Source organism: Tenacibaculum sp. Cn5-46 (assembly GCF_022347705.1).
GTDB lineage: Bacteria > Bacteroidota > Bacteroidia > Flavobacteriales > Flavobacteriaceae > Polaribacter > Polaribacter aiptasiae.
Window position 1 is genome coordinate 436,135 of sequence record NZ_JAKRGD010000001.1, and the last position, 19,378, is coordinate 455,512.

Below are 19,378 nucleotides of genomic sequence, written 5' to 3' on the forward strand. Positions count from 1 at the left end.
CATGAATTCAGTAAAAAATATTTTTCAAGAGAAAAGTCAAAATCTATTATCTATTTTCTTTACAGCTGGTTTTCCAAAGCTAGATGATACAACTAAAATAATAGCCGAGCTAAGTTCAAGTGGTGTCGATTTTATAGAAGTAGGTTTGCCATATTCAGACCCATTAGCCGACGGACCAACAATACAACATAGTAGTTCAGTAGCCTTGAATAATGGAATGAACTTAGATGTAATATTTGAGCAATTAAAGTCTGTTAAAGATACTAATAAGACACCGTTAGTTTTAATGGGATATTTGAATCAAATTATAAAATATGGAGAGCATGAATTTTGTCAGAAGGTAAAAGAATGTGGTATAGATACTGTAATTATTCCAGATTTACCAATGATTGAATATGAGAATCACTATAACAAATTATTTGATGGTTATGGAATAACTAATGTGTTTTTAATAACACCTCATACATCAGAAGAAAGAATTCGTAAGATAGATTCTCTAACAAATGCATTTATTTATGTAGTAGCATCAGCTTCAATAACTGGAGCAAAAGGAGAAATTTCTCAACAACAAATAGATTATTTTAATCGAATAAATGCCATGAATTTACAAAGTAAGTTAATTGTTGGTTTTGGAATTTCAGATCATAAAACCTTTTCTACTGCTTGTGATTATATGAATGGAGCTATTATTGGTTCGGCATTTATAAAAGAGTTGGGGAAAAATGGAGTTGATAATATTTCAACATTTATTTCAGGTATAAAAAATTAACTGTTAAGAAAAACTTAAAGTTCTTAAAGACATTATTGAATGTTATAAATTAGTGGTTTATAACACAAACAATAATGTCTAAGAAACCTTTTTCCATACTAGCAGCATTTTTATGCTCCAGCTTTTTAGTAGCACAAAACACTTTTATTCGAAAACCAGAAATAAGTCCAGATGCATCTCAAATGGCATTTTCATACCAAGGAGACATTTGGACTTATAATTTTGGAAACCAACAACAAACAAGACTTACTATCCATAAGGCCTATGAAAGTAATCCAGTTTGGAATACAAGTGGAACTGAAATTGCTTTTTCTTCAAATAGAAAAGGTAATGATAACATCTTTACAACTTCCATAAAAGGAGGTGTACCTAAACAATTAACATATTATCCAACTGCTAATATTCCAACTGATTGGACTAAAGACGGGGATGTGTTATTTAATACAAGGAGAGTTTATAGAGGTCCAGAATGGGACGGACAAATGTATTCTGTTAATCAAAAAGGAGGAACTCCAAGCAGATTATTAACAGCGTATGGTGAAGATGCTCAATTATCACCAAATGGAAAGTTTATAGCTTTTGTAAAAGGAGCTTGTCGAATTGCTCGTGAGGACTATTCAGGTTCTGCACAAAGAGATATTTGGATTTATAATGTACAAACAAAAAAGTACAATCAAATAACCACAAGTAATAAAAATGATCATTCACCAGCTTGGGATGCTTCAGGAAATTTATATTATATAGGAGCTAAAAGCGGTCGCTATAATATTTATAAGCAATCAATTACTGCAAACGGAACTGTAAGTGGTTCTGCTACTCAATTAACATCACATAAAAAAGATGGAGTTCGTACATTTTCAGTAAGTAACAATGGAACAATTGTTTACCTAAGTGGAATGAATATTTTTAAATTAGAAAACGGAAAGGCTCAAAAAGTTAATTTAAAAATTTATTCAGATAATCGTTTTGAACAAGAAGTAACTAAAACAGTATCTAATAAAATATCTGGTTATGCTGTATCTCCTGATGGTAAAAAAGTTGCAATGGAGATTAACGGAGAAATTTTTGTTAAAGAAAATAATAAAGAAAAGAAACGTTCTAACAATGTAAGTAAACATCCTTTTAGAGATCTTAGTCCACAATGGTTAGATGATAAAACGGTAGTTTTTATGTCAGATAGAGATGGGCATTATGAATTATATAGTGTAGTTTCTAAGGATACGTTAGTAGGATTACAAAGAAGTTTAAAAACTAAAGTAACTAAATTAACATCGAGTAAAGAAGATGTTGATAATCCAATAGTATCACCTAACGGAAAAAAAATAGCTTATCAAGTAGGAAGAGGTACTTTAATGATTGCTGATATCAAAGATGGAAAAATTGTTAAGCCACAAGTATATTCAGATTCATGGGCGCCAACTGAAGATTTTTCTTGGAGTCCGGATAGTAAATATATCGCATATTCTCAAGAAGATTTAGATTTCGATAGTGAAATATTTATCCAATCAGTAGCAGATAAAAACAAGAAAATGAATGTTTCTATGCACCCTCGTAGTGATAGAAGTCCAGTATGGAGTGCAGATGGAAAGAAATTAGCTTTTATTTCTAATAGAAATGGAATTAATTATGATGTTTGGATGGTATGGTTGCAAAAAGAAGATTGGGAAAAATCAAAAGTAGATCATAAAGAAGGATCATATTATCCAGAAAAGAAAGAAGATAAAAAATCTGGTAAAAAAGGAAAGAAAGGTAAAAAGAAGAAAAAAGTAAACGTAAAGATAGATTCTGACAGAATTTTTGATCGTTTAGTACAAGTAACTTCTTTACAAGATAATGAGTTCGGACCAATGTTTAGTGCCGATAGTGAGTTTATCTATTTTTCAGCAACAAACCCAGCAACTAAAAAGAGAGGTTTGTATAAGATTAAGTGGGATGGAACTAAATCAAAAGCAATAAAAGGAGTATCAAGAGCAGGTGGTTTCACTTTAAATAACAAGAAAGCTTACTTTGTTTCAAGAGGAAGATTAAAACAAATGAATACTAAATCTGATAAAGTAACAGGTTTACCACATTCAGCTACGTATACTGTAAATAAAGAAAAAGAATATGCTCAAGTTTTTGATGAAGGAATAAGAGCTTTGACTGCAGGTTTCTATGATCCAGAGTTTCATGGATATGATTGGAAAGGTTTAGTTAAAAAATATAGACCTTGGGTATTATCAGCATCAACTCAACAAGATTATTCATATATGTATAATTTATTGTTAGGACAGTTAAATGCAAGTCATATGGGGTATAGAGGAAGTGCTCCTAGAAACACAAGCGAAAAAATTGGATTGCTAGGTTTAGAAGTAGAAAATGCTAAAGACGGAGCTCGTGTAAAATATGTTTTAAATAATACAGTAGCTAGTAAGTCGAAAAGTAAATTAAATGTCGGAGATGTAATTACTCACGTTAATGGACAAAAAGTTCAAAAGGATACAAACTTTTATGGTTTATTAAAAAATACTCAAGGAAATGAAGTCTTATTAACTTTAAAAGGAGGTAAAGAAATAGTAATTCGCCCGCAAAGCTCAATTAGAAGAGCACAATATGAGGCTTGGATAGAATCTAGAAAAAAACTAGTAGATCAATATTCAAATGGACAATTAGGATATATACATATTCAAGGAATGAATACTCCAAGTTTTGAGCGCTTTGAAAGAGAACTAAAAGCAAGTGGATATGGAAAAAAAGGAATTGTAATTGATGTTCGTTATAACGGAGGAGGATGGACTACTGACCGATTAATGGCTGTTCTAAATGTAGATCAACATGCGTATACAATACCAAGAGGAGCAGCAAAAAGCTTAAAGAATAATAAAAAGTTTACAAAAAACTATCCTTTTAATGAACGTGCAATTTTATCGGTAAATACAAAGCCAGTAGTAGCTTTATGTAACGAGAATAGTTATTCTAATGCAGAAATTTTTTCACATGCATTTAAAAATTTAGGATTAGGAAAATTAGTTGGACAACCAACATTTGGAGCTGTAATTTCTACAGGAGGAAAAGGCTTACAAAATGGATTTATTCGTATGCCATTTAGAGCTTGGTTTGTAAAAAAATCAGGAAAGAATATGGAGAATGAAGCGCCAGCTGTACCAGATTATTTAGTAAAGAATGCACCAGGATGGAAAGAAAGAAATGAGGATGCACAATTAAAGAAAGCAGTTGAGGTTTTACTAAAAGATTTAAAATAATTAAAATACTTATACTTTTAAATAAAGAAAAAGCATAGAATTCAATTCTATGCTTTTTTAATGTTTTAATATTTAGCTTTTAGTTAAAAGGTAGTAATTGAAATAACACCAGTAGCACCTCTAACTCCATACATAGTAGCATCAGCTCCTTTGATAATTTCAATAGATTTAACGTCATTAGGATTAATTGCTCCTACAGCAGATTCTGCAATTACTACTTTGTTAAGAACAAATAAAGCTTGATTAGAACCATTTAACGTACTTACACCTCTAATAACAACACTTCCATCAGGTAAAATCTGAAGTCCTGGAACTTTTGCTCTCATGTAAGAGTAGATATCAGAATAGTTAAAACGTTCTTTGTTTTCTTCTTGAGGCTCTTGCTCTACTATATGATCGTTTGTAATTTCTGTTCCCTTTTTCTTAAAGTTTACATTAATAAAACTATGATCATAATAAGCTATTTCTGTAAAACCATGAGCAGGTGAGAAAAACATAATCTTTTTTGGTTTTTTCTTTAACTTAAGAGTGTAAAAACCTTTGGTGTTTGTTCCTTTCTTCTGTTTAATATTATCTACAAAAATACTACAGTTAAAAACTGGTTTGTTAATAGAGTCTTTCACATAGCCTGAAATAACAATATCTTCTTTTTTTTGTGCATACGAATGAACAGAAAAAAGTATAGATAATAACAGAATACTTAATTTAATTTGTGTTTTCATATTGTTTACTTTTTTATAAAAGTAACATTTTTAAAGCATTAAGACAAATAGAGGGTAGCGAAAATATGGAACTATAACTTCTTATAAAGCTTTTCTTATGACTATTTTTGCCTTATGATGGAGATAACGGAAAAAGATTTATTAGAAAAGTTAAAGTCAAATTTTGGATATGATAGTTTTCGATTAGAACAACAAAAGATCATCGAAAATATACTAAATAAAAGAGATACGTTGGTTATTATGCCAACAGGTGGAGGAAAATCTATTTGTTATCAATTACCAGCATTATTCTTCAAAGGTATTACCTTGGTTATTTCACCATTAATAGCATTAATGAAAGATCAGGTCGATAGTTTAAAAGCTAACGGAATACCTGCAACATATTATAATAGTAGTCAATCAGTAGAGGAGCAACAAAAAGTATTTGATGCTATTGTAAATAAAAATGTAAAATTGGTATATGTAGCTCCAGAAAGTTTACCTCTGCTGCAAAATATTTTAACCCAATCTTATATAAGTTGTATAGCTATAGATGAAGCACATTGTATATCGGCCTGGGGACATGATTTTAGACCTTCATATAAGCAATTATCATTTTTAAAAAAGTCACTACCAGAAGTGCCAATTGTAGCACTAACAGCAACAGCAGATAAAGCTACACAAGAAGATATTTTAGAGCAATTGGCCGTACCTAATGCGACTAAATATGTAAGTTCATTCAATAGAAAGAATATTAGTTTAGAGGTACGTCCGGCAAATGATAGGATTAAGCAAATAATTCAATTTATCAATCGACGTCCCAAAGAATCGGGTATTATTTACTGTTTAAGTAGGAAAGCAACAGAACAATTAGCATCAAAACTTAAGCAGAATAATATAGACGCAAAGGCATATCATGCTGGGTTAACTTTTGAAGAAAGAGCAAAAACACAGGAAGATTTTATAAAAGATGATGTTACTATTATCTGCGCAACAATAGCATTTGGTATGGGAATAGATAAGTCAAATGTACGTTGGGTAATTCATTATAACATGCCCAAAAACATAGAAGGCTATTATCAAGAAATTGGACGTTCTGGGCGAGATGGGTTACCTGCAAATGCGTTGTTGTTTCATAGTTATGCTGATGTAATTCAATTACGACAATTTATAGCTAATACAGGGAATAAAGAGGTACAAGAAGCTAAATTAGATCGGATGAAGCAGTTTGCTGAGGCAACTGTTTGTAGACGAAAAATTTTGCTGAGTTATTTTGGAGAGTTGATAGAAGAAAACTGTGGAAATTGTGATGTTTGTAAAAATCCACCAAAGTTTTTTGACGGAACCATCATAGCACAAAAGGCATTATCGGCTATATATCGATTACAGCAAAAAGAAGCCATGGGTACAGTAATTGATGTACTTAGAGGAGCTAAAAATGCAACGGTTTTAGATAAAAACTATCAAATATTAAAAACTTATGGGGTAGGTAATGATATATCTTGGAAAGACTGGCAACATTATATAATTCAATTAATAAACCAAGGATATTGTCAAATAGCATTTCATTTAAATAATACATTACAGTTAACAGAGTTTTCAAAAAAAGTACTTTTTAACGGAGAGAAAATCCAGTTAACAATTCCGAAAGAAATAAATAAAGAAGAAAAGTTAGTAAGAACTAAAGTTAAACGAACAACTAAGGTGGTTCGAGATACTTTATTTGAACGCTTAAGAAAATTGAGATATAAGATAGCACAAGAGGAAGATATAGCTGCTTATTTGGTGTTTAGTGATGCTACGTTAAGAGAATTAGAAAATGAAAGACCACAAACGGATAGTGAGTTTTTAGCTATAAGTGGGGTAGGTCAGCGAAAATTAGAAGTGTATGGTGGAGAGTTTATGGAAGAGATAAGAACTTTTTTACAAGAAAAAAAGCGAGGAAGAAAAGACACAACATTAGAAACATATAATTTATATAAAGAAGGCTTTTCAATTGAAGAAATTGCAGAGAAAAGAGGTTTAAAGTCACCAACAGTATTTTCCCACTTATCTAAATTATACTTAGAAGGAAAAGATGTAAGTTTAGATGAGTTTATATCAGCAGATGAATTAAAGTTAATAGCCAATGCAAAAAAAGTGTTGAGAAATGAAACAGCGTTAAAACCTTATTTTGAGTTTTTAGGAGAGAAAATTCCTTATGAACAAATAAGGGTTGGACTTACCATTTTACAAAAGAAAAGATAGTTTTAAAAGCAATGGAAGATTCTCAATTACCAATAGATTTAACAAGTAATGAAGCTTTAAAATTAAAAGAGCAAATACTTAATTTAGAAAAGGAAATAAAAAAAGTTAGAGAAAAGTTATTGCCTTTTGAACAATTATTGCGAAATGCCATAGCTGATTTAATTGTAGAAGAAAGAGAGTTGGTAATTCTATACAAAAAACAGAAAAAAGCAAAAAAAGAAAAACGATTAGAACAAAAACGTAGAGGAAAAAATTATAAAGAGTCCAAAGGATTAAAAGTAGTACAAAAAGAAAAAGTTAGCATAGTTAAAGAAGATATAAAGGAGAAAAAAAGATTGTATAAAGAAGCAATGTTATATGTACATCCAGATAAGTTTTCAATGAATGGAGAAGAAGAAACATTGGCAACAGATATTACAACTAAATTAATAGAAATCTACCAAACTGGAACTTTAGAAGAATTAAAAGAGTATCATTCATATATATTTAGTGGGAATTTAGGAGTTAAGATACCAGAAGGCATTATACCTAAGTCAGAAACGAATAGTAATAACTATTTAAAAAGTGAACTTGTACGTTTAGAAAAAGAGTTAGATAAATTATTAAATAGCTATACAAACAAAGTTCTAAATGAATATGACAAACCTATGTTGTTTGTAGATGAATTAAAAGCATATTATAAAGACAGGATTTTTAAGCTGAAAAAGAGAACTCGAACAAAATAAAACGACATCCAATTATTTAAGATGCCGTTTAAATATTTTTTTATTCAGTTTTCAATTGATCCATTTCTTTAATAAGGTCATCTAATTTAGAAATTTGAGTAGCGTATAAAATTTTAGTAGAAATATTATAAACTACAAAGCCTATAACAGATACACAAACAGCGATAAGAAAACCAACACTAATCATTTTTAATAAAGAAGTATCGCTAGAAATGAACTTTGAAAGAAAACTCTTTTCTTTAAGGTTATAAGCAAGAATAAATATTGATAAAACAGCCACAGGAATCGCAAAAACAAAAAGTTTTTTAGTCGATTTCATAATAATACTAATAATATATCTGTATTGTTTTAGGTAAGATAAGTTGTCAGATTTAACATCAATTCCTTTAAATTTTTTCAAAAGGTTACTGTTAAAAAAGTACAAGCATAAAATTAAAAAAGCAGCATATAAACCAATGATGACTTCAGAAAGTAATGTCATTCCTATTACAACAATGATGGCCATTGGAATAAGCCCTTTGTTGTCAATTTCATAAGTGCGTTTAATCTTATTGATAATAGATTTTGATTTCTGATTGTATAAATTATTTATTTTAGGAGCAATTAACGATTGTTCGTTAATAAAAGCTTCAGTCCATATTTTCTCAATTGATTTTTCCATCTAATAATATTTTTAATTGTTTTTTAATTCTGTTAATACGTACACCAATATTGTTAGCGCTAGTTCCAATAATTGCTGCAATTTCTTTGTTAGGGTTTTCTTCTAAATAAAGCAGGATTATTGCTCTATCTAGTTCCGACAATTTTTTAATAGCATCATATAACAAATTCAAATTTTCATCTTCAAAAGCAGTGTTTTTATCAGTTTCTTCATGAAAAACTTCAATAGTATTAGCTCTTCTTTTGTTTTTTTTAGAAAGCGTTAAACAAACGTTTAAAGTAATTCTATATATCCAAGTAGACCATTTTGATTTATTTTGAAAAGCATCTCTACTTTTCCATATCTGTAAGCAAGCTTCTTGATAAAAATCTTCGAAGTCTTCTTCAGAGTCAGTATAAGCCCTACATATTTTAATAATAATACCTGCATGAGGTAAAATAGATGTTATATAAAAATCGTTACTCAAAATTGTTTTTTGTTGATTAGTAAATCGAGAATTTAAATTATTACAAGAATAAAGAAAAAAATAAAAATATTTTATTTTCAGAAATTATTGAAAGTTAAGAAAAAAGATATATATTTGCAGTATGAAGTTAGAAGACGCGAAATTAAAATACATTCATACTTGGGGTAGTTTGGCAACAAATTGGGGTATTAACAAAACCATGGCACAGGTACATGCGTTGTTATTAGTATCTACAAAACCATTATCTGCCGATGAGATTATGGAGACTTTAAAAATATCTCGTGGAAATGTAAACATGAACGTAAGAGCTTTGATTGATTGGGGAATTGTAAGTAAAGAATTAGTAGTAGGAGAACGTAAAGAGTTTTTTGTTGCAGGGAAAGATATCTGGGAATTATTTAAGCAGGTAACAAAAGAGCGTAAGAAAAGAGAGATAGAACCTGTATTAAAGGTTTTAGACGATTTGAAAAATGGAGTAGAAGAAAGCTCAGAAGATGCAGAAGAATTTAAAAAGCTAATGAATGATCTTTCATCAGTAACAACAACAGTAAATGGTATTTTAGATAAAGCAATTAAAGCAGATGAACATTGGTTGTTATCTAATTTTACTAAAATGATAAAAAAGTAAAAAAATTTACAAACAAACTTTCAATAATTTCTGAAAATATGAAATGTATAGGAATTTTAATACATGTTAATCGAGTAATTGTATGGGCTACTTTAATATTATATGCTACTATTTTCTTAGGGTTATGTGCTCAAATAGTATTAGGGTGTTCACAAGTTTTAACAGGAATAGTTTTATTAAATTTTATAAAAAACTTCTCGAGAAAAAATCAGAAAAGGATTAAGTTTTATTGGGGTTTTGTAATTACTTATGGGATTCTTTGGTTGACAGGTTTTATAAATTTTTATGATGATTTATGGTTTGTTGCTATGATTGTTTTGCCTTTAAGCATTGCAGGTTATTTCACTTTCATTTTAGAATCAATAAAGAAAGAGCTATGAATCAAGTAACCTATATAATTTATGTTTTGTTATCAATTCTTATTGTAATTAAGGTTGGAAATGAATGTTATAGTAATGGCAAAATTTACATCTTAAATTATTTTCCAAAGGATGTAAACTTCGGTAATGGAATCAATAAATTGCTAAGAATTGCTTATTATTTATTAAACATTGGTTTGGTTATATGGAGCCTAAATTCAATGAAAGAAATCACCGATTCTACAGATGTTATAAAAGAGATTACTAATAGATTAAGCTATGTATTCTTAATAGTAGGCTCTCTTCATTTTATCAATATTTATACAGTCTATTTAATTCATAAACATTTAAAGAAAAAGTAATATGGAAATTCAACTAAAAGAAAACTGGAAAAAAATTAAAGAACATTTTAGAAAAAGCAGACAGGAGAATATGTATGTTTCTATAGCATCAGTTAATGCTAATAATGAGCCTACAGTAACTCCAATAGGTTCTTTGTTTTTAAACGATGATCAAACAGGTTTTTATTTTGAAAAATTTGCAACCAAGCTAAAAGAGAATAAAGAGACAAACAAAAATATATGTGTACTTGCGGTAAATACCAATAAATGGTTTTGGTTAAAATCATTGTTTTTAGGTAAGTTTCTAGAATATCCAGGAGTAAAGTTATATGGAGAGTTAGGAATTAAAAGAGATGCAAATGAAGTGGAATTCCGAGCAATGCAACGTAGAGTTAGGAAAGCAAAACTATTAAAAGGATACACATATTTATGGAAAGACATGAGTATGGTAAGAGAAATAAAATTTACAAAAGCAGAGAAAATAAATCTCGCAAGAATGACAAGAAAATTATAAATCACTAAAAACAGTAATATGAACACTTCATTAGAATTAATAGCTTATATCATTTATTTACCTATTAGTATAGGACTTACAACATTTGTGTCACAGCATTTATTTAAAAATAGTAAAATATTTATGTTGGATATTTTTCATCAAAAAGTAGAAATCGCAATGGCTACTAATAAACTTTTTAAAATAGGTTTCTATTTATTGAACATAGGTTTTGCTTTGCGAATTATAGAAATATACAGCTTAACAGGTTATAAAGATTTAGTAGAAACACTAAGTTCAAAAATTGGAGGTTTCTCAATTTACTTAGGGCTTGTAATGATTTTCTTTATTCTGTTTTTCTTAAAAGGAAGAAAAGCAAGTAAAGAAGGTAATTTAAAAATTGAAAAAGAAAAGTTATGAAAATAGTAATCGCTGGAGGAACTGGATATTTGGGAAATTTGCTTATTGAATATTATAAAAAAGAAAAAGAAAATCAAATTTACATTTTAACTAGAAAACAAAAGATAAATGTAGATAATGTTAATTACGTACAATGGGATGGAGTTTCTAAAGGTTATTGGACAGTTTTGTTAAATAACACAGATGTGTTAATTAATTTAGCAGGAAAATCAGTTAATTGTAGATATCATCAAAAAAATAAAGATGAAATTTATAATAGCAGATTAAACAGTACAGCCTTACTCTGTGAGGTAGTCCAAGAATTAGAATTTCCACCAAAAGTATTTATTCAGTCTTCTTCAGCGACTATTTATGAACATTCAGAAAATAAATTGATGACAGAAGAAAAAGGAAAAATTGGAACAGATTTTTCAATGGATGTATGTAAAAAATGGGAAGAAGTATTTAATAGTTATAAGTTTAAACAAACTAAAAAAATTATCACAAGAACCTCTATAGTTTTAGGTCAAAAAGGAGGTGCTTTTCCTATAATGAAAAAAATGGTGGAATTAGGTTTTGGAGGAAGACAAGGGAAAGGAAATCAGTATATAAGTTGGATTACAGAGAATGATTATGTAAAAGCTATTAACTTTTTAATGCATGAAAAAGAAGGAGTTTACAATGTTTGCGCTCCTAATCCAATACAAAATTATGATTTTCAGAATTTATTGAAGCGAAAGTTAAACATGTCATTAGGTTTAAATGTTTCAGAAAACTTGCTTAAAATAGGAGCAAAAATTATAGGAACAGAACCAGAATTATTACTGAAAAGTAGAAATGTATACCCTGAAAAACTATTAGAGTTAGGTTTTAATTTTACTACCAAAACTTTCAAGGAATTTAAAATATAATTTATGGCAGTAATTGTATTATTTACAAAGATAAAAGCAGTTAAGAAAATAGTATTTGATCTTTCTCGTAGCATAGAACTTCATAAAATAGCAACCACACATACAAATGAGAAAGCTATTGCAGGGAAAATAGAAGGACTTATAGAGTCAAATGAAACTGTTACTTGGAGAGCAAAACATTTAGGAGTATATCAAAATTTTACCTCAAAAGTAATAGGGTGTAAAGAATCGGAATATTTTGCAGATGAAATGATTTCAGGAGCTTTTAAAAGTTTTAAGCATGAACATTATTTTTGTACTAATGAAAGTGATTCAACGATATTAATTGATGTTTTAGAGTTTAAATTACCTTTCGGTTTTCTAGGTAAATTAGTAGATGCTATTTTCTTAAAAAGGTATATGACTAATTTTTTGAAAATTAGAAATAAAACAATAAAAGAGTTTGCTGAAACGAATAAATGGAAAGAAATATTAAATTAAAATTATGAGTTTTTTAAAAGCAGAATGGAGAAAGTTATTGATGGTAAACTACCAAATAGACCCTGAAGTTTTAAAACCATTTGTACCTAATGGAACAGAATTAGATTCGTATAATAATAAATGCTATATAAGTCTAATTGGTTTTATGTTTAAAAATACAAAACTGTTGGGGCTTAAAATACCATTTCATATAAATTTTGAAGAAGTAAACCTACGCTTTTATGTGAAAAGAAAAGAGAATGGAGTTTATAAAAGAGGAGTAGTTTTTATTAAAGAAATAGTGCCAAAACCAGCCATAACTTTTGTTGCAAATACAATTTATAATGAGAATTATGAAACCTTACCAATGAAGCATGAATGGAATGAAAAAGATGGGAATTTAAATATTTCTTATCAATGGAAAACTGGTGAAAAATGGAATCTAATTGAAGCAGTAGTTAAAAATGAACAGCTTGAAATGAAAGATAATTCTGAAATAGAGTTTATTTCAGAACATTACTGGGGTTATGCAAAAAATAAAGCTCAAACAACAGAATACGAAGTAAAGCACCCTAAATGGAAATATTATCCTTTAAAGAGTTACAATATTAATGTAGATTTCTTAACTAGTTATGGAAAAGATTTTGAATTTTTAAATGAATTACAACCAGCTTCTGTTTTTTTATTAGAAGGTTCAGAAATATCGGTAGAAAACAAAACAATACTATGAGTTATATAAAATACAGAGGTTGTAAATAACCTCTGTATTTTAATAGTAAATTAGTTTAGTAAACTAAAACCTTATCAGTTTTAATAACAGCTTCATCAGGTAAAATTTCTATTTGGAAATTTTGAGATTTAATTAAATCAATGATGTTTTCCTCAAGTAAATTCTCAGATCCTTCAATCCGAAGTACATTATCAATATCCTCAATATCAATAGACCATTTAAAAATATAAGGATGCTTATTAAGTATAGATTCTAAAGATTGAACTTTTTCTTCTGAATCAATATTGGTTTGAAAAATTAGTGGTTCCATAGTTTATTCTATATCAGTTTTAGATGAGGTACCTTGTTCTGGATTCATTTTTCTTTCAAGATATTCACTGTAATATTTATCGCCTTCTTCTTTCCAAAATTTGTCATAGTGTTTCCACTTAGAAAAATCTGTTTTACCGTTCTTTTCACATTTACATTTATGATGAGATTTTTTGCCGCTACCGCCACCACAGCCTCCAATTAAAATTCTCAAAAGGATAAATAAACCAACGGCTTGCCAATAAGTAAGTGTAGTAAACCCAAAAATTTCAGGCATTAACCAGTTCCATAACCACATTATAACAAAGCCAAATAAAATAGCTAAACCAGTAATGAATATACCTCCAAAGATGATGATAGCTGCAATTTCTACGGGCGATTTTTTTCTAAACTTATGAGTGAAAAAATTTGTCATGATTCAATAATTTTATGTTTTTGTATTTCTTGTTCTATTTTTTTATATAAAATTCCAATGGCTCTGTGCCTTCTAGACATTAGTGTTCCAATAGGAATTCCAGTTTCAGTTGATATTTCTTTATATGTATAACCTTCAAAATCTACTGCGATAATAATATCCTTGTAAGCAGGTTTTAAATGTTCAATACATTGTTTTAAAATCGATATCATTTGATCAGAATTGTAATAATTTTCAGATTGATTAAATGCATCAACAAGGTTTAATAAACTTTCATCAGAATCTAGTTTGTCAGATTTTTTAGGAGCCCTCATTGTATCAATAATTTTATTTTTTATTGATCGATATACAAAACTAGCTACGTTATTTATAGGACCATATCTGTCAGCACCAGCAAATAATTTTAAAGCTACATCTTGAATAATATCTTCGGCATTTCGATTAATCGTATCACTTATTCGGGTATTGATATACCTTTTAAGTGATAGATATTCTCTACCAAAAAAATCCTTAAGCTTTTTTGTATTCTCTGATTCCAAATTATTTAAAAACCTTTTATGAAGAGTCTTCGTTTTAAAAGACGATGTTTTTCTAATTTATTGCATTTAAGACTATAAATTTTATAAAAAAATAGAAAATAGCTATAAATCATTTATTGTCAGTGGTTATAGGAAGCTGTTTTAAACGTAAATAAAAAAGCCTCACAAATTAATGTGAGGCTTTTCTTGCTATTGTATATATTAGAATATTACATGTTTCTTCTATATTGTCCACCAACTTTAAATAAAGCTTGTGTAATTTGTCCTAAAGAACAATACTTAGTAGCTTCCATTAATTTATCAAATAAGTTTTGATTTTGAATAGCAGCTTCCTGTAAAATAGCTAATTGTTCTTGAACTTTTTCTTCATTAGCCTTATTTAATAATTCTTTAGTTTGAATTTGGAATTGTTTTTCTTCCTCAGTTGCACGAATAACTTCTGCTGGTTGTACAGTAGGAGATCCTTTAGAACTTAAGAAAGTATTTACACCAATAATTGGGAATTCACCGGTATGTTTTAAAGTTTCGTAATACAAACTTTCTTCCTGAATTTTAGAGCGTTGGTACATTGTTTCCATAGCTCCTAATACTCCACCACGTTCGGTAATTCTATCAAATTCTTCTAATACAGCAGCTTCTACTAAATCTGTCAATTCTTCAATAATAAAAGAACCTTGAATTGGATTCTCGTTCTTAGCCAATCCTAATTCTTTATTAATAATTAACTGAATTGCCATAGCTCGTCTTACCGATTCTTCTGTAGGTGTTGTTATAGCCTCGTCATAAGCATTTGTATGTAAAGAGTTACAATTATCGTAAATAGCGTATAAAGCTTGTAACGTAGTACGAATATCATTAAAATCAATTTCCTGAGCATGTAATGAACGTCCAGAAGTTTGAATATGATACTTTAACATTTGAGCTCTTGGGTTGGCATTGTATTTATATTTTAATGCTTTTGCCCAAATTTTACGAGCTACACGACCAATTACTGAATATTCAGGGTCAATACCATTAGAGAAGAAGAATGATAAGTTTGGTCCAAACTTATTAATATCCATTCCACGAGATAAATAATACTCTACGTATGTAAATCCGTTAGCTAAAGTTAAAGCTAATTGAGTTATAGGGTTTGCACCAGCTTCAGCAATATGATACCCAGAAATAGAAACTGAATAGAAATTACGAACTTGTTTTTCAATAAAATATTCTTGAACATCCCCCATTAAGCGTAGAGCAAATTCAGTAGAGAATATACAAGTGTTTTGAGCTTGGTCTTCTTTTAAAATATCTGCCTGAACAGTTCCTCTTACTTGTGCTAAGGTTGCAGCTTTAATTTCAGCGTATACATCAGCAGGTAAAACCATGTCTCCAGTTAAACCTAAAAGCATAAGTCCTAAACCATCGTTACCTTCTGGTAAATCACCTTGGTATTTTGGTCTTTCTAAACCTTTAGAGTCATAAACTTCTTTAAACTTAGCTTCAACTTGTTTTTCTAACTTATTTTCTTTGATGTATTTCTCACAATTCTGATCGATTGCAGCATTCATAAAGAAACCTAATAACATGGGAGCAGGACCATTAATAGTCATCGAAACAGATGTCATTGCGTGACTTAAGTCGAAACCTGAATATAATTTTTTAGCATCATCTAAACAGCAAATAGAAACTCCAGCGTTACCAATTTTACCATAGATATCTGGTCTGTGCCCAGGATCGTTTCCATATAAAGTAACAGAATCAAAAGCAGTAGATAAACGTTTAGCAGGCATTCCTAAACTTACATAGTGGAAACGTCTGTTTGTACGTTCTGGTCCACCTTCTCCAGCAAACATTCTTGTTGGGTCTTCTCCAGTTCTTTTAAAAGGATATAATCCAGAAGCATATGGGAATTCACCAGGAACATTTTCTTGTAAGTTCCAACGTAATAAATCGCCCCAAGCTTGATATTTAGGTAATGCTACTTTAGGAATTTGTGAATGAGAAAGTGACTCAGTATGAGTTGCGATTTTTATTTCCTTATCACGTACTTTAAATGTATAAATAGGATTTTTATATTTCTGAACTTTTTCCTGCCAGTTTAAAATAATTTCCCAGTTATGTGGATCAAGATTTAATTTTACTTTATCGAACTGTGCAATTAAAAGTTTAATAAAATCTTGTTCGTCATTTTGGGTTTGCTTTAAAATTTCATCTTCGTTCAATCCTGTTTTTATAATTTCAACAGAAGTATTGATGATAGATTCAATTGTTTGGTGAATACCATATAATTTCTGAGCAACTGTTACTTGACCATCAACTTTTTTATCATAAGCTCTATTATTTTCTGATATTTCAGATAAATAACGAACTCTACTAGGTGGAATTACAAATATCTTTTCAGACATTTCTTTAGTAATTTCCATGCTAGATTTTAAATCAGCACCAGTTTTTTCAACTAACTTATCCATAATACGCTTATATAAGGTATTCATACCAGGGTCATTAAATTGAGAAGCAATTGTACCAAACACAGGCATGTCGTCCATATGAACATCCCATAAGTTATTGTTACGCATATATTGCTTTTTAACATCGCGTATAGCATCTAAAGCACCACGTTTGTCAAATTTGTTTATGGCAACTAAATCAGCAAAATCAAGCATGTCAATTTTTTCTAACTGAGTTGCAGCTCCAAATTCAGGAGTCATTACATATAAAGAAGTATCAGAGTGTTCAATAATTTCAGTATCAGATTGTCCAATACCAGAAGTTTCTAAAATGATTAAATCAAATTCAGCAGCTTTTAAAACTTCAACAGCTTCATTTACATATTTAGATAAAGCTAAATTAGATTGACGTGTAGCTAATGAACGCATATATACTCGCTCATCGTTAATAGCATTCATACGAATACGGTCTCCTAATAAAGCACCACCTGTTTTACGTTTTGATGGGTCAACAGAAATTAATCCAATTGTTTTATTTGGAAAATCAATTAAAAAACGACGTACTAATTCGTCTACTAAAGAAGATTTTCCAGCTCCACCAGTACCAGTAATTCCTAAAACTGGTGTTTTTGAATTTTTATTTTTTTCATGAATAGCTTCTAAAGTTTCTTTAGCTACTTCAGGAAAGTTTTCAGCTGAAGAAATAATACGGGCAATGCTTCCAATTTCTTTATCGGGTAGGTTGTTTATTTCTCCATTTAATTTATCTCCAATGGCAAAATCAGATGTTTCTACCAAATCATTAATCATTCCCTGTAAACCTAATTCACGTCCATCATCTGGAGAATATATACGAGTAATCCCATAATCCATTAGTTCTTTAATTTCCTCTGGAAGAATTACACCACCACCGCCACCAAAAATTTTGATATGGCCAGCACCTCTTTCTTTAAGTAAATCGTACATATATTTGAAGTATTCTGTATGACCTCCTTGATAAGATGTCATTGCAATAGCATTTGCATCTTCTTGAATTGCACAGTTTACAACTTCTTCAACACTTCTATCATGACCTAAATGAATTACCTCTACACCAGTAGATTGTATAATTCTACGCATAATATTTATGGCAGCATCGTGTCCATCAAATAATGAAGCAGCAGTTACAATTCTAACTTTATGTTTGGGTTTATATGGTGCTATTTGTTCCATTCGTAAATTAACTTAAATTTTGGGTACGCAATTTACGGAAATATTAAAAAATAAAAGGATTTACTAAGAATAATAAAAGTTAATGTTGTTAGGGAATTAAACTAAATGATTGTTAAAGTTTATATAAAGTTAAAAATGAGCATACTTTTTAAAAGTATTGCTCATTGTAAGAGGTAATTTTTTGTAACAAAACCAAGTTTAGAGCAACTTACTATAAGAAAAAAAGCAATTGAATGGAAATTTTAAACCAGTTATCATTATTTAGTTATCTATTAGCATCTTTTTCAGCTATTATGATAGGTTTTTTATTTTTAACCTTGAAGATAAGAAAACAAAAAGGAAATGTTTTTTTAGTATTGTTTTTATGGGCTTTAGGATTTAATATAATAAGCGATTTTCTTAATGACGAAGAATTAGCGAATGTTTTTAATCATATTTCAATAGAAATTAATAGTTACTTATTTATAATTCCCTCATTATTTATTTACATTATAATTGTTACGAAAGAAAAAGGAGGTTTCTGGTGGTTGTTTTTGTATTTACCAGGTATCCTTTTGAATTTGATACCCTTTAAAGACCTCGAGCTAGAGGAAGTTTTACATGAACTGGTATTTCTTTTTATGAATATTCCATTGTTAATAATTGCTTTTTATTTTTTGAAAAGGTATAGATTGAAGTTAGAAAACTATTACTCATATGTAGAAAATAAAACACTTTCATGGATTAAAGTAATTATGCTTACTATAGTTGGGTTACATATATTTATGTTTTTAAGTGGGATTTTATTCATAAATGAGGATAGTGAATTTATAGAAGTACAAATCGAATTTATCATAAGTTTAGTTACCTTTTTTATTGTGTATTGGATTGGTTATAATGGATTTCAGCAAGTAGCCTATATAAATGATGTTTCTGACAAAATAGCTAAAGTACAAGTAGAAAAAGAAGAAGTAATAGAAGAAACTGTAAAGAAAAATAAAGAGATTGATGCTCTAAAGTTTAAAGAGCTTTATACCAAAATAGAAAAAGAAAAATATTACAGAAACCCTAATTTAACAGTAAAACTTTTATCAGAGTTGTTAACTGTAAAAGAGAGAGAATTATCTAATTTGATAAATGTATGTGCAAAAAAGAATTTTCATCACTTTATAAACCAACTAAGAGTACTAGAGTTTAAAAGGTTGATAGAATCTGATAAAGCAATGCAATATTCAATTTTAGGGCTGGCAAAAGATGCAGGCTTCTCTTCAAAATCAACTTTTTATAAGGTATTCAAACAAATAGAAGGAATGACCCCTAGTGAATACAAGAGTAAATTAAAATGTCCAAGTAAACTCACATAA

At 29.3% G+C, this 19,378-nt stretch carries 20 protein-coding genes; 13 read left to right on the top strand and 7 right to left on the bottom strand.

The features are described from left to right. Position 1: 1 nt before the first annotated feature. Positions 2 to 769, top strand: a complete 768-nt coding sequence (gene trpA, locus MHN29_RS01940; RefSeq protein WP_235273281.1) for a tryptophan synthase subunit alpha — start codon at positions 2 to 4, stop codon at positions 767 to 769. Between the two features lie 74 nt (positions 770 to 843). Then, the gene (locus MHN29_RS01945) at positions 844 to 4,011 is read left to right on the top strand and encodes a S41 family peptidase (protein WP_235273280.1); all 3,168 of its coding nucleotides are present in this window, start codon (positions 844 to 846) and stop codon (positions 4,009 to 4,011) included. An 83-nt stretch (positions 4,012 to 4,094) separates the two neighbouring features. Here MHN29_RS01945 and MHN29_RS01950 read toward each other — a convergent pair whose 3' ends face one another. Further along, positions 4,095 to 4,733, bottom strand: a complete 639-nt coding sequence (locus tag MHN29_RS01950) for a TonB-dependent receptor plug domain-containing protein (RefSeq protein WP_235273279.1) — start codon at positions 4,731 to 4,733, stop codon at positions 4,095 to 4,097. A 114-nt stretch (positions 4,734 to 4,847) separates the two neighbouring features. Here MHN29_RS01950 and recQ point away from each other — a divergent pair, with 114 nt between their 5' ends. After that, the gene (recQ, locus tag MHN29_RS01955) at positions 4,848 to 6,959 is read left to right on the top strand and encodes a DNA helicase RecQ (protein ID WP_370630552.1); all 2,112 of its coding nucleotides are present in this window, start codon (positions 4,848 to 4,850) and stop codon (positions 6,957 to 6,959) included. 11 nt (positions 6,960 to 6,970) lie between these two features. Continuing rightward, positions 6,971 to 7,684, top strand: a complete 714-nt coding sequence (locus MHN29_RS01960; RefSeq protein WP_235273278.1) for a hypothetical protein — start codon at positions 6,971 to 6,973, stop codon at positions 7,682 to 7,684. Between the two features lie 40 nt (positions 7,685 to 7,724). Here MHN29_RS01960 and MHN29_RS01965 read toward each other — a convergent pair whose 3' ends face one another. Together MHN29_RS01965 and MHN29_RS01970 are read right to left on the bottom strand one after the other, a co-directional pair. Beyond that, positions 7,725 to 8,345 carry a hypothetical protein gene (locus MHN29_RS01965; RefSeq protein ID WP_235273277.1) on the bottom strand — a complete coding sequence of 207 codons (621 nt, stop codon included), beginning with the start codon at positions 8,343 to 8,345 and terminating at the stop codon, positions 7,725 to 7,727. Next, entirely contained in the window at positions 8,329 to 8,811 is a 483-nt protein-coding gene (locus MHN29_RS01970) for an RNA polymerase sigma factor (protein ID WP_235273276.1), read from the bottom strand. Before MHN29_RS01970 ends, MHN29_RS01965 begins: the two co-directional genes overlap by 17 nt. A gap of 121 nt (positions 8,812 to 8,932) precedes the next feature. Here MHN29_RS01970 and MHN29_RS01975 point away from each other — a divergent pair, with 121 nt between their 5' ends. From MHN29_RS01975 to MHN29_RS02010, 8 genes are read left to right on the top strand one after another with little or no spacing between them, the layout of a single operon-like run. Continuing rightward, a complete protein-coding gene (locus MHN29_RS01975) occupies positions 8,933 to 9,439 on the top strand; it encodes a GbsR/MarR family transcriptional regulator (protein ID WP_235273275.1) in 507 nt (168 codons plus the stop codon). A gap of 38 nt (positions 9,440 to 9,477) precedes the next feature. Continuing rightward, the gene (locus MHN29_RS01980) at positions 9,478 to 9,819 is read left to right on the top strand and encodes a hypothetical protein (protein WP_235273273.1); all 342 of its coding nucleotides are present in this window, start codon (positions 9,478 to 9,480) and stop codon (positions 9,817 to 9,819) included. After that, positions 9,816 to 10,160, top strand: coding sequence for a hypothetical protein (locus MHN29_RS01985; RefSeq protein ID WP_235273272.1), 345 nt, complete (start codon positions 9,816 to 9,818; stop codon positions 10,158 to 10,160). The genes MHN29_RS01980 and MHN29_RS01985 overlap by 4 nt, the downstream gene beginning before the upstream one ends. 1 nt (position 10,161) lies before the next feature. Then, the gene (locus MHN29_RS01990; protein WP_235273271.1) at positions 10,162 to 10,653 is read left to right on the top strand and encodes a pyridoxamine 5'-phosphate oxidase family protein; all 492 of its coding nucleotides are present in this window, start codon (positions 10,162 to 10,164) and stop codon (positions 10,651 to 10,653) included. Positions 10,654 to 10,671: 18 nt separating this feature from the next. After that, a complete protein-coding gene (locus MHN29_RS01995; RefSeq protein WP_150900458.1) occupies positions 10,672 to 11,052 on the top strand; it encodes a hypothetical protein in 381 nt (126 codons plus the stop codon). Further along, positions 11,049 to 11,942 (top strand): TIGR01777 family oxidoreductase, encoded by an 894-nt coding sequence (locus MHN29_RS02000; RefSeq protein WP_235273270.1) that lies wholly within the window; start codon positions 11,049 to 11,051, stop codon positions 11,940 to 11,942. The genes MHN29_RS01995 and MHN29_RS02000 overlap by 4 nt, the downstream gene beginning before the upstream one ends. A 3-nt stretch (positions 11,943 to 11,945) precedes the next feature. After that, positions 11,946 to 12,422 (top strand): SRPBCC family protein, encoded by a 477-nt coding sequence (locus tag MHN29_RS02005; protein ID WP_235273269.1) that lies wholly within the window; start codon positions 11,946 to 11,948, stop codon positions 12,420 to 12,422. 4 nt (positions 12,423 to 12,426) lie between these two features. Beyond that, positions 12,427 to 13,131 (top strand): YqjF family protein, encoded by a 705-nt coding sequence (locus MHN29_RS02010; RefSeq protein ID WP_235273268.1) that lies wholly within the window; start codon positions 12,427 to 12,429, stop codon positions 13,129 to 13,131. Between the two features lie 55 nt (positions 13,132 to 13,186). Here the strand turns inward: MHN29_RS02010 and MHN29_RS02015 are convergent, their stop codons facing one another. The 4 genes from MHN29_RS02015 to MHN29_RS02030 form a co-directional block, all read right to left on the bottom strand. After that, positions 13,187 to 13,441, bottom strand: a complete 255-nt coding sequence (locus MHN29_RS02015; protein ID WP_235273267.1) for a hypothetical protein — start codon at positions 13,439 to 13,441, stop codon at positions 13,187 to 13,189. A 3-nt stretch (positions 13,442 to 13,444) separates the two neighbouring features. Next, on the bottom strand, positions 13,445 to 13,855 hold the full coding sequence (locus tag MHN29_RS02020; protein WP_235273266.1) for a hypothetical protein: 411 nt from the start codon (positions 13,853 to 13,855) through the stop codon (positions 13,445 to 13,447). Further along, positions 13,852 to 14,394, bottom strand: coding sequence for an RNA polymerase sigma factor (locus tag MHN29_RS02025; protein WP_150900452.1), 543 nt, complete (start codon positions 14,392 to 14,394; stop codon positions 13,852 to 13,854). Before MHN29_RS02025 ends, MHN29_RS02020 begins: the two co-directional genes overlap by 4 nt. A 209-nt stretch (positions 14,395 to 14,603) precedes the next feature. Then, on the bottom strand, positions 14,604 to 18,035 hold the full coding sequence (locus tag MHN29_RS02030) for a methylmalonyl-CoA mutase family protein (RefSeq protein ID WP_235273264.1): 3,432 nt from the start codon (positions 18,033 to 18,035) through the stop codon (positions 14,604 to 14,606). A 233-nt stretch (positions 18,036 to 18,268) separates the two neighbouring features. Here MHN29_RS02030 and MHN29_RS02035 point away from each other — a divergent pair, with 233 nt between their 5' ends. Next, positions 18,269 to 19,378, top strand: coding sequence for an AraC family transcriptional regulator (locus MHN29_RS02035; protein ID WP_235273262.1), 1,110 nt, complete (start codon positions 18,269 to 18,271; stop codon positions 19,376 to 19,378).

Excerpts from the sequence above, each read along its gene's own strand:
- MHN29_RS02030 (WP_235273264.1), bottom strand. The coding sequence starts at position 18,035 with ATGGAACAAATAGCACCATATAAACCCAAACATAAAGTTAGAATTGTA.
- MHN29_RS01975 (WP_235273275.1), top strand. The coding sequence starts at position 8,933 with ATGAAGTTAGAAGACGCGAAATTAAAATACATTCATACTTGGGGTAGT.
- MHN29_RS02020 (WP_235273266.1), bottom strand. The coding sequence starts at position 13,855 with ATGACAAATTTTTTCACTCATAAGTTTAGAAAAAAATCGCCCGTAGAA.
- trpA (WP_235273281.1), top strand. The coding sequence starts at position 2 with ATGAATTCAGTAAAAAATATTTTTCAAGAGAAAAGTCAAAATCTATTA.
- MHN29_RS02005 (WP_235273269.1), top strand. The coding sequence starts at position 11,946 with ATGGCAGTAATTGTATTATTTACAAAGATAAAAGCAGTTAAGAAAATA.
- MHN29_RS01960 (WP_235273278.1), top strand. The coding sequence starts at position 6,971 with ATGGAAGATTCTCAATTACCAATAGATTTAACAAGTAATGAAGCTTTA.
- MHN29_RS01950 (WP_235273279.1), bottom strand. The coding sequence starts at position 4,733 with ATGAAAACACAAATTAAATTAAGTATTCTGTTATTATCTATACTTTTT.
- MHN29_RS02015 (WP_235273267.1), bottom strand. The coding sequence starts at position 13,441 with ATGGAACCACTAATTTTTCAAACCAATATTGATTCAGAAGAAAAAGTT.
- MHN29_RS01945 (WP_235273280.1), top strand. The coding sequence starts at position 844 with ATGTCTAAGAAACCTTTTTCCATACTAGCAGCATTTTTATGCTCCAGC.
- MHN29_RS02000 (WP_235273270.1), top strand. The coding sequence starts at position 11,049 with ATGAAAATAGTAATCGCTGGAGGAACTGGATATTTGGGAAATTTGCTT.
- MHN29_RS01990 (WP_235273271.1), top strand. The coding sequence starts at position 10,162 with ATGGAAATTCAACTAAAAGAAAACTGGAAAAAAATTAAAGAACATTTT.
- MHN29_RS02010 (WP_235273268.1), top strand. The coding sequence starts at position 12,427 with ATGAGTTTTTTAAAAGCAGAATGGAGAAAGTTATTGATGGTAAACTAC.
- MHN29_RS01985 (WP_235273272.1), top strand. The coding sequence starts at position 9,816 with ATGAATCAAGTAACCTATATAATTTATGTTTTGTTATCAATTCTTATT.
- MHN29_RS01995 (WP_150900458.1), top strand. The coding sequence starts at position 10,672 with ATGAACACTTCATTAGAATTAATAGCTTATATCATTTATTTACCTATT.
- MHN29_RS01965 (WP_235273277.1), bottom strand. The coding sequence starts at position 8,345 with ATGGAAAAATCAATTGAGAAAATATGGACTGAAGCTTTTATTAACGAA.
- MHN29_RS01980 (WP_235273273.1), top strand. The coding sequence starts at position 9,478 with ATGAAATGTATAGGAATTTTAATACATGTTAATCGAGTAATTGTATGG.
- MHN29_RS02035 (WP_235273262.1), top strand. The coding sequence starts at position 18,269 with ATGGAAATTTTAAACCAGTTATCATTATTTAGTTATCTATTAGCATCT.
- recQ (WP_370630552.1), top strand. The coding sequence starts at position 4,848 with ATGATGGAGATAACGGAAAAAGATTTATTAGAAAAGTTAAAGTCAAAT.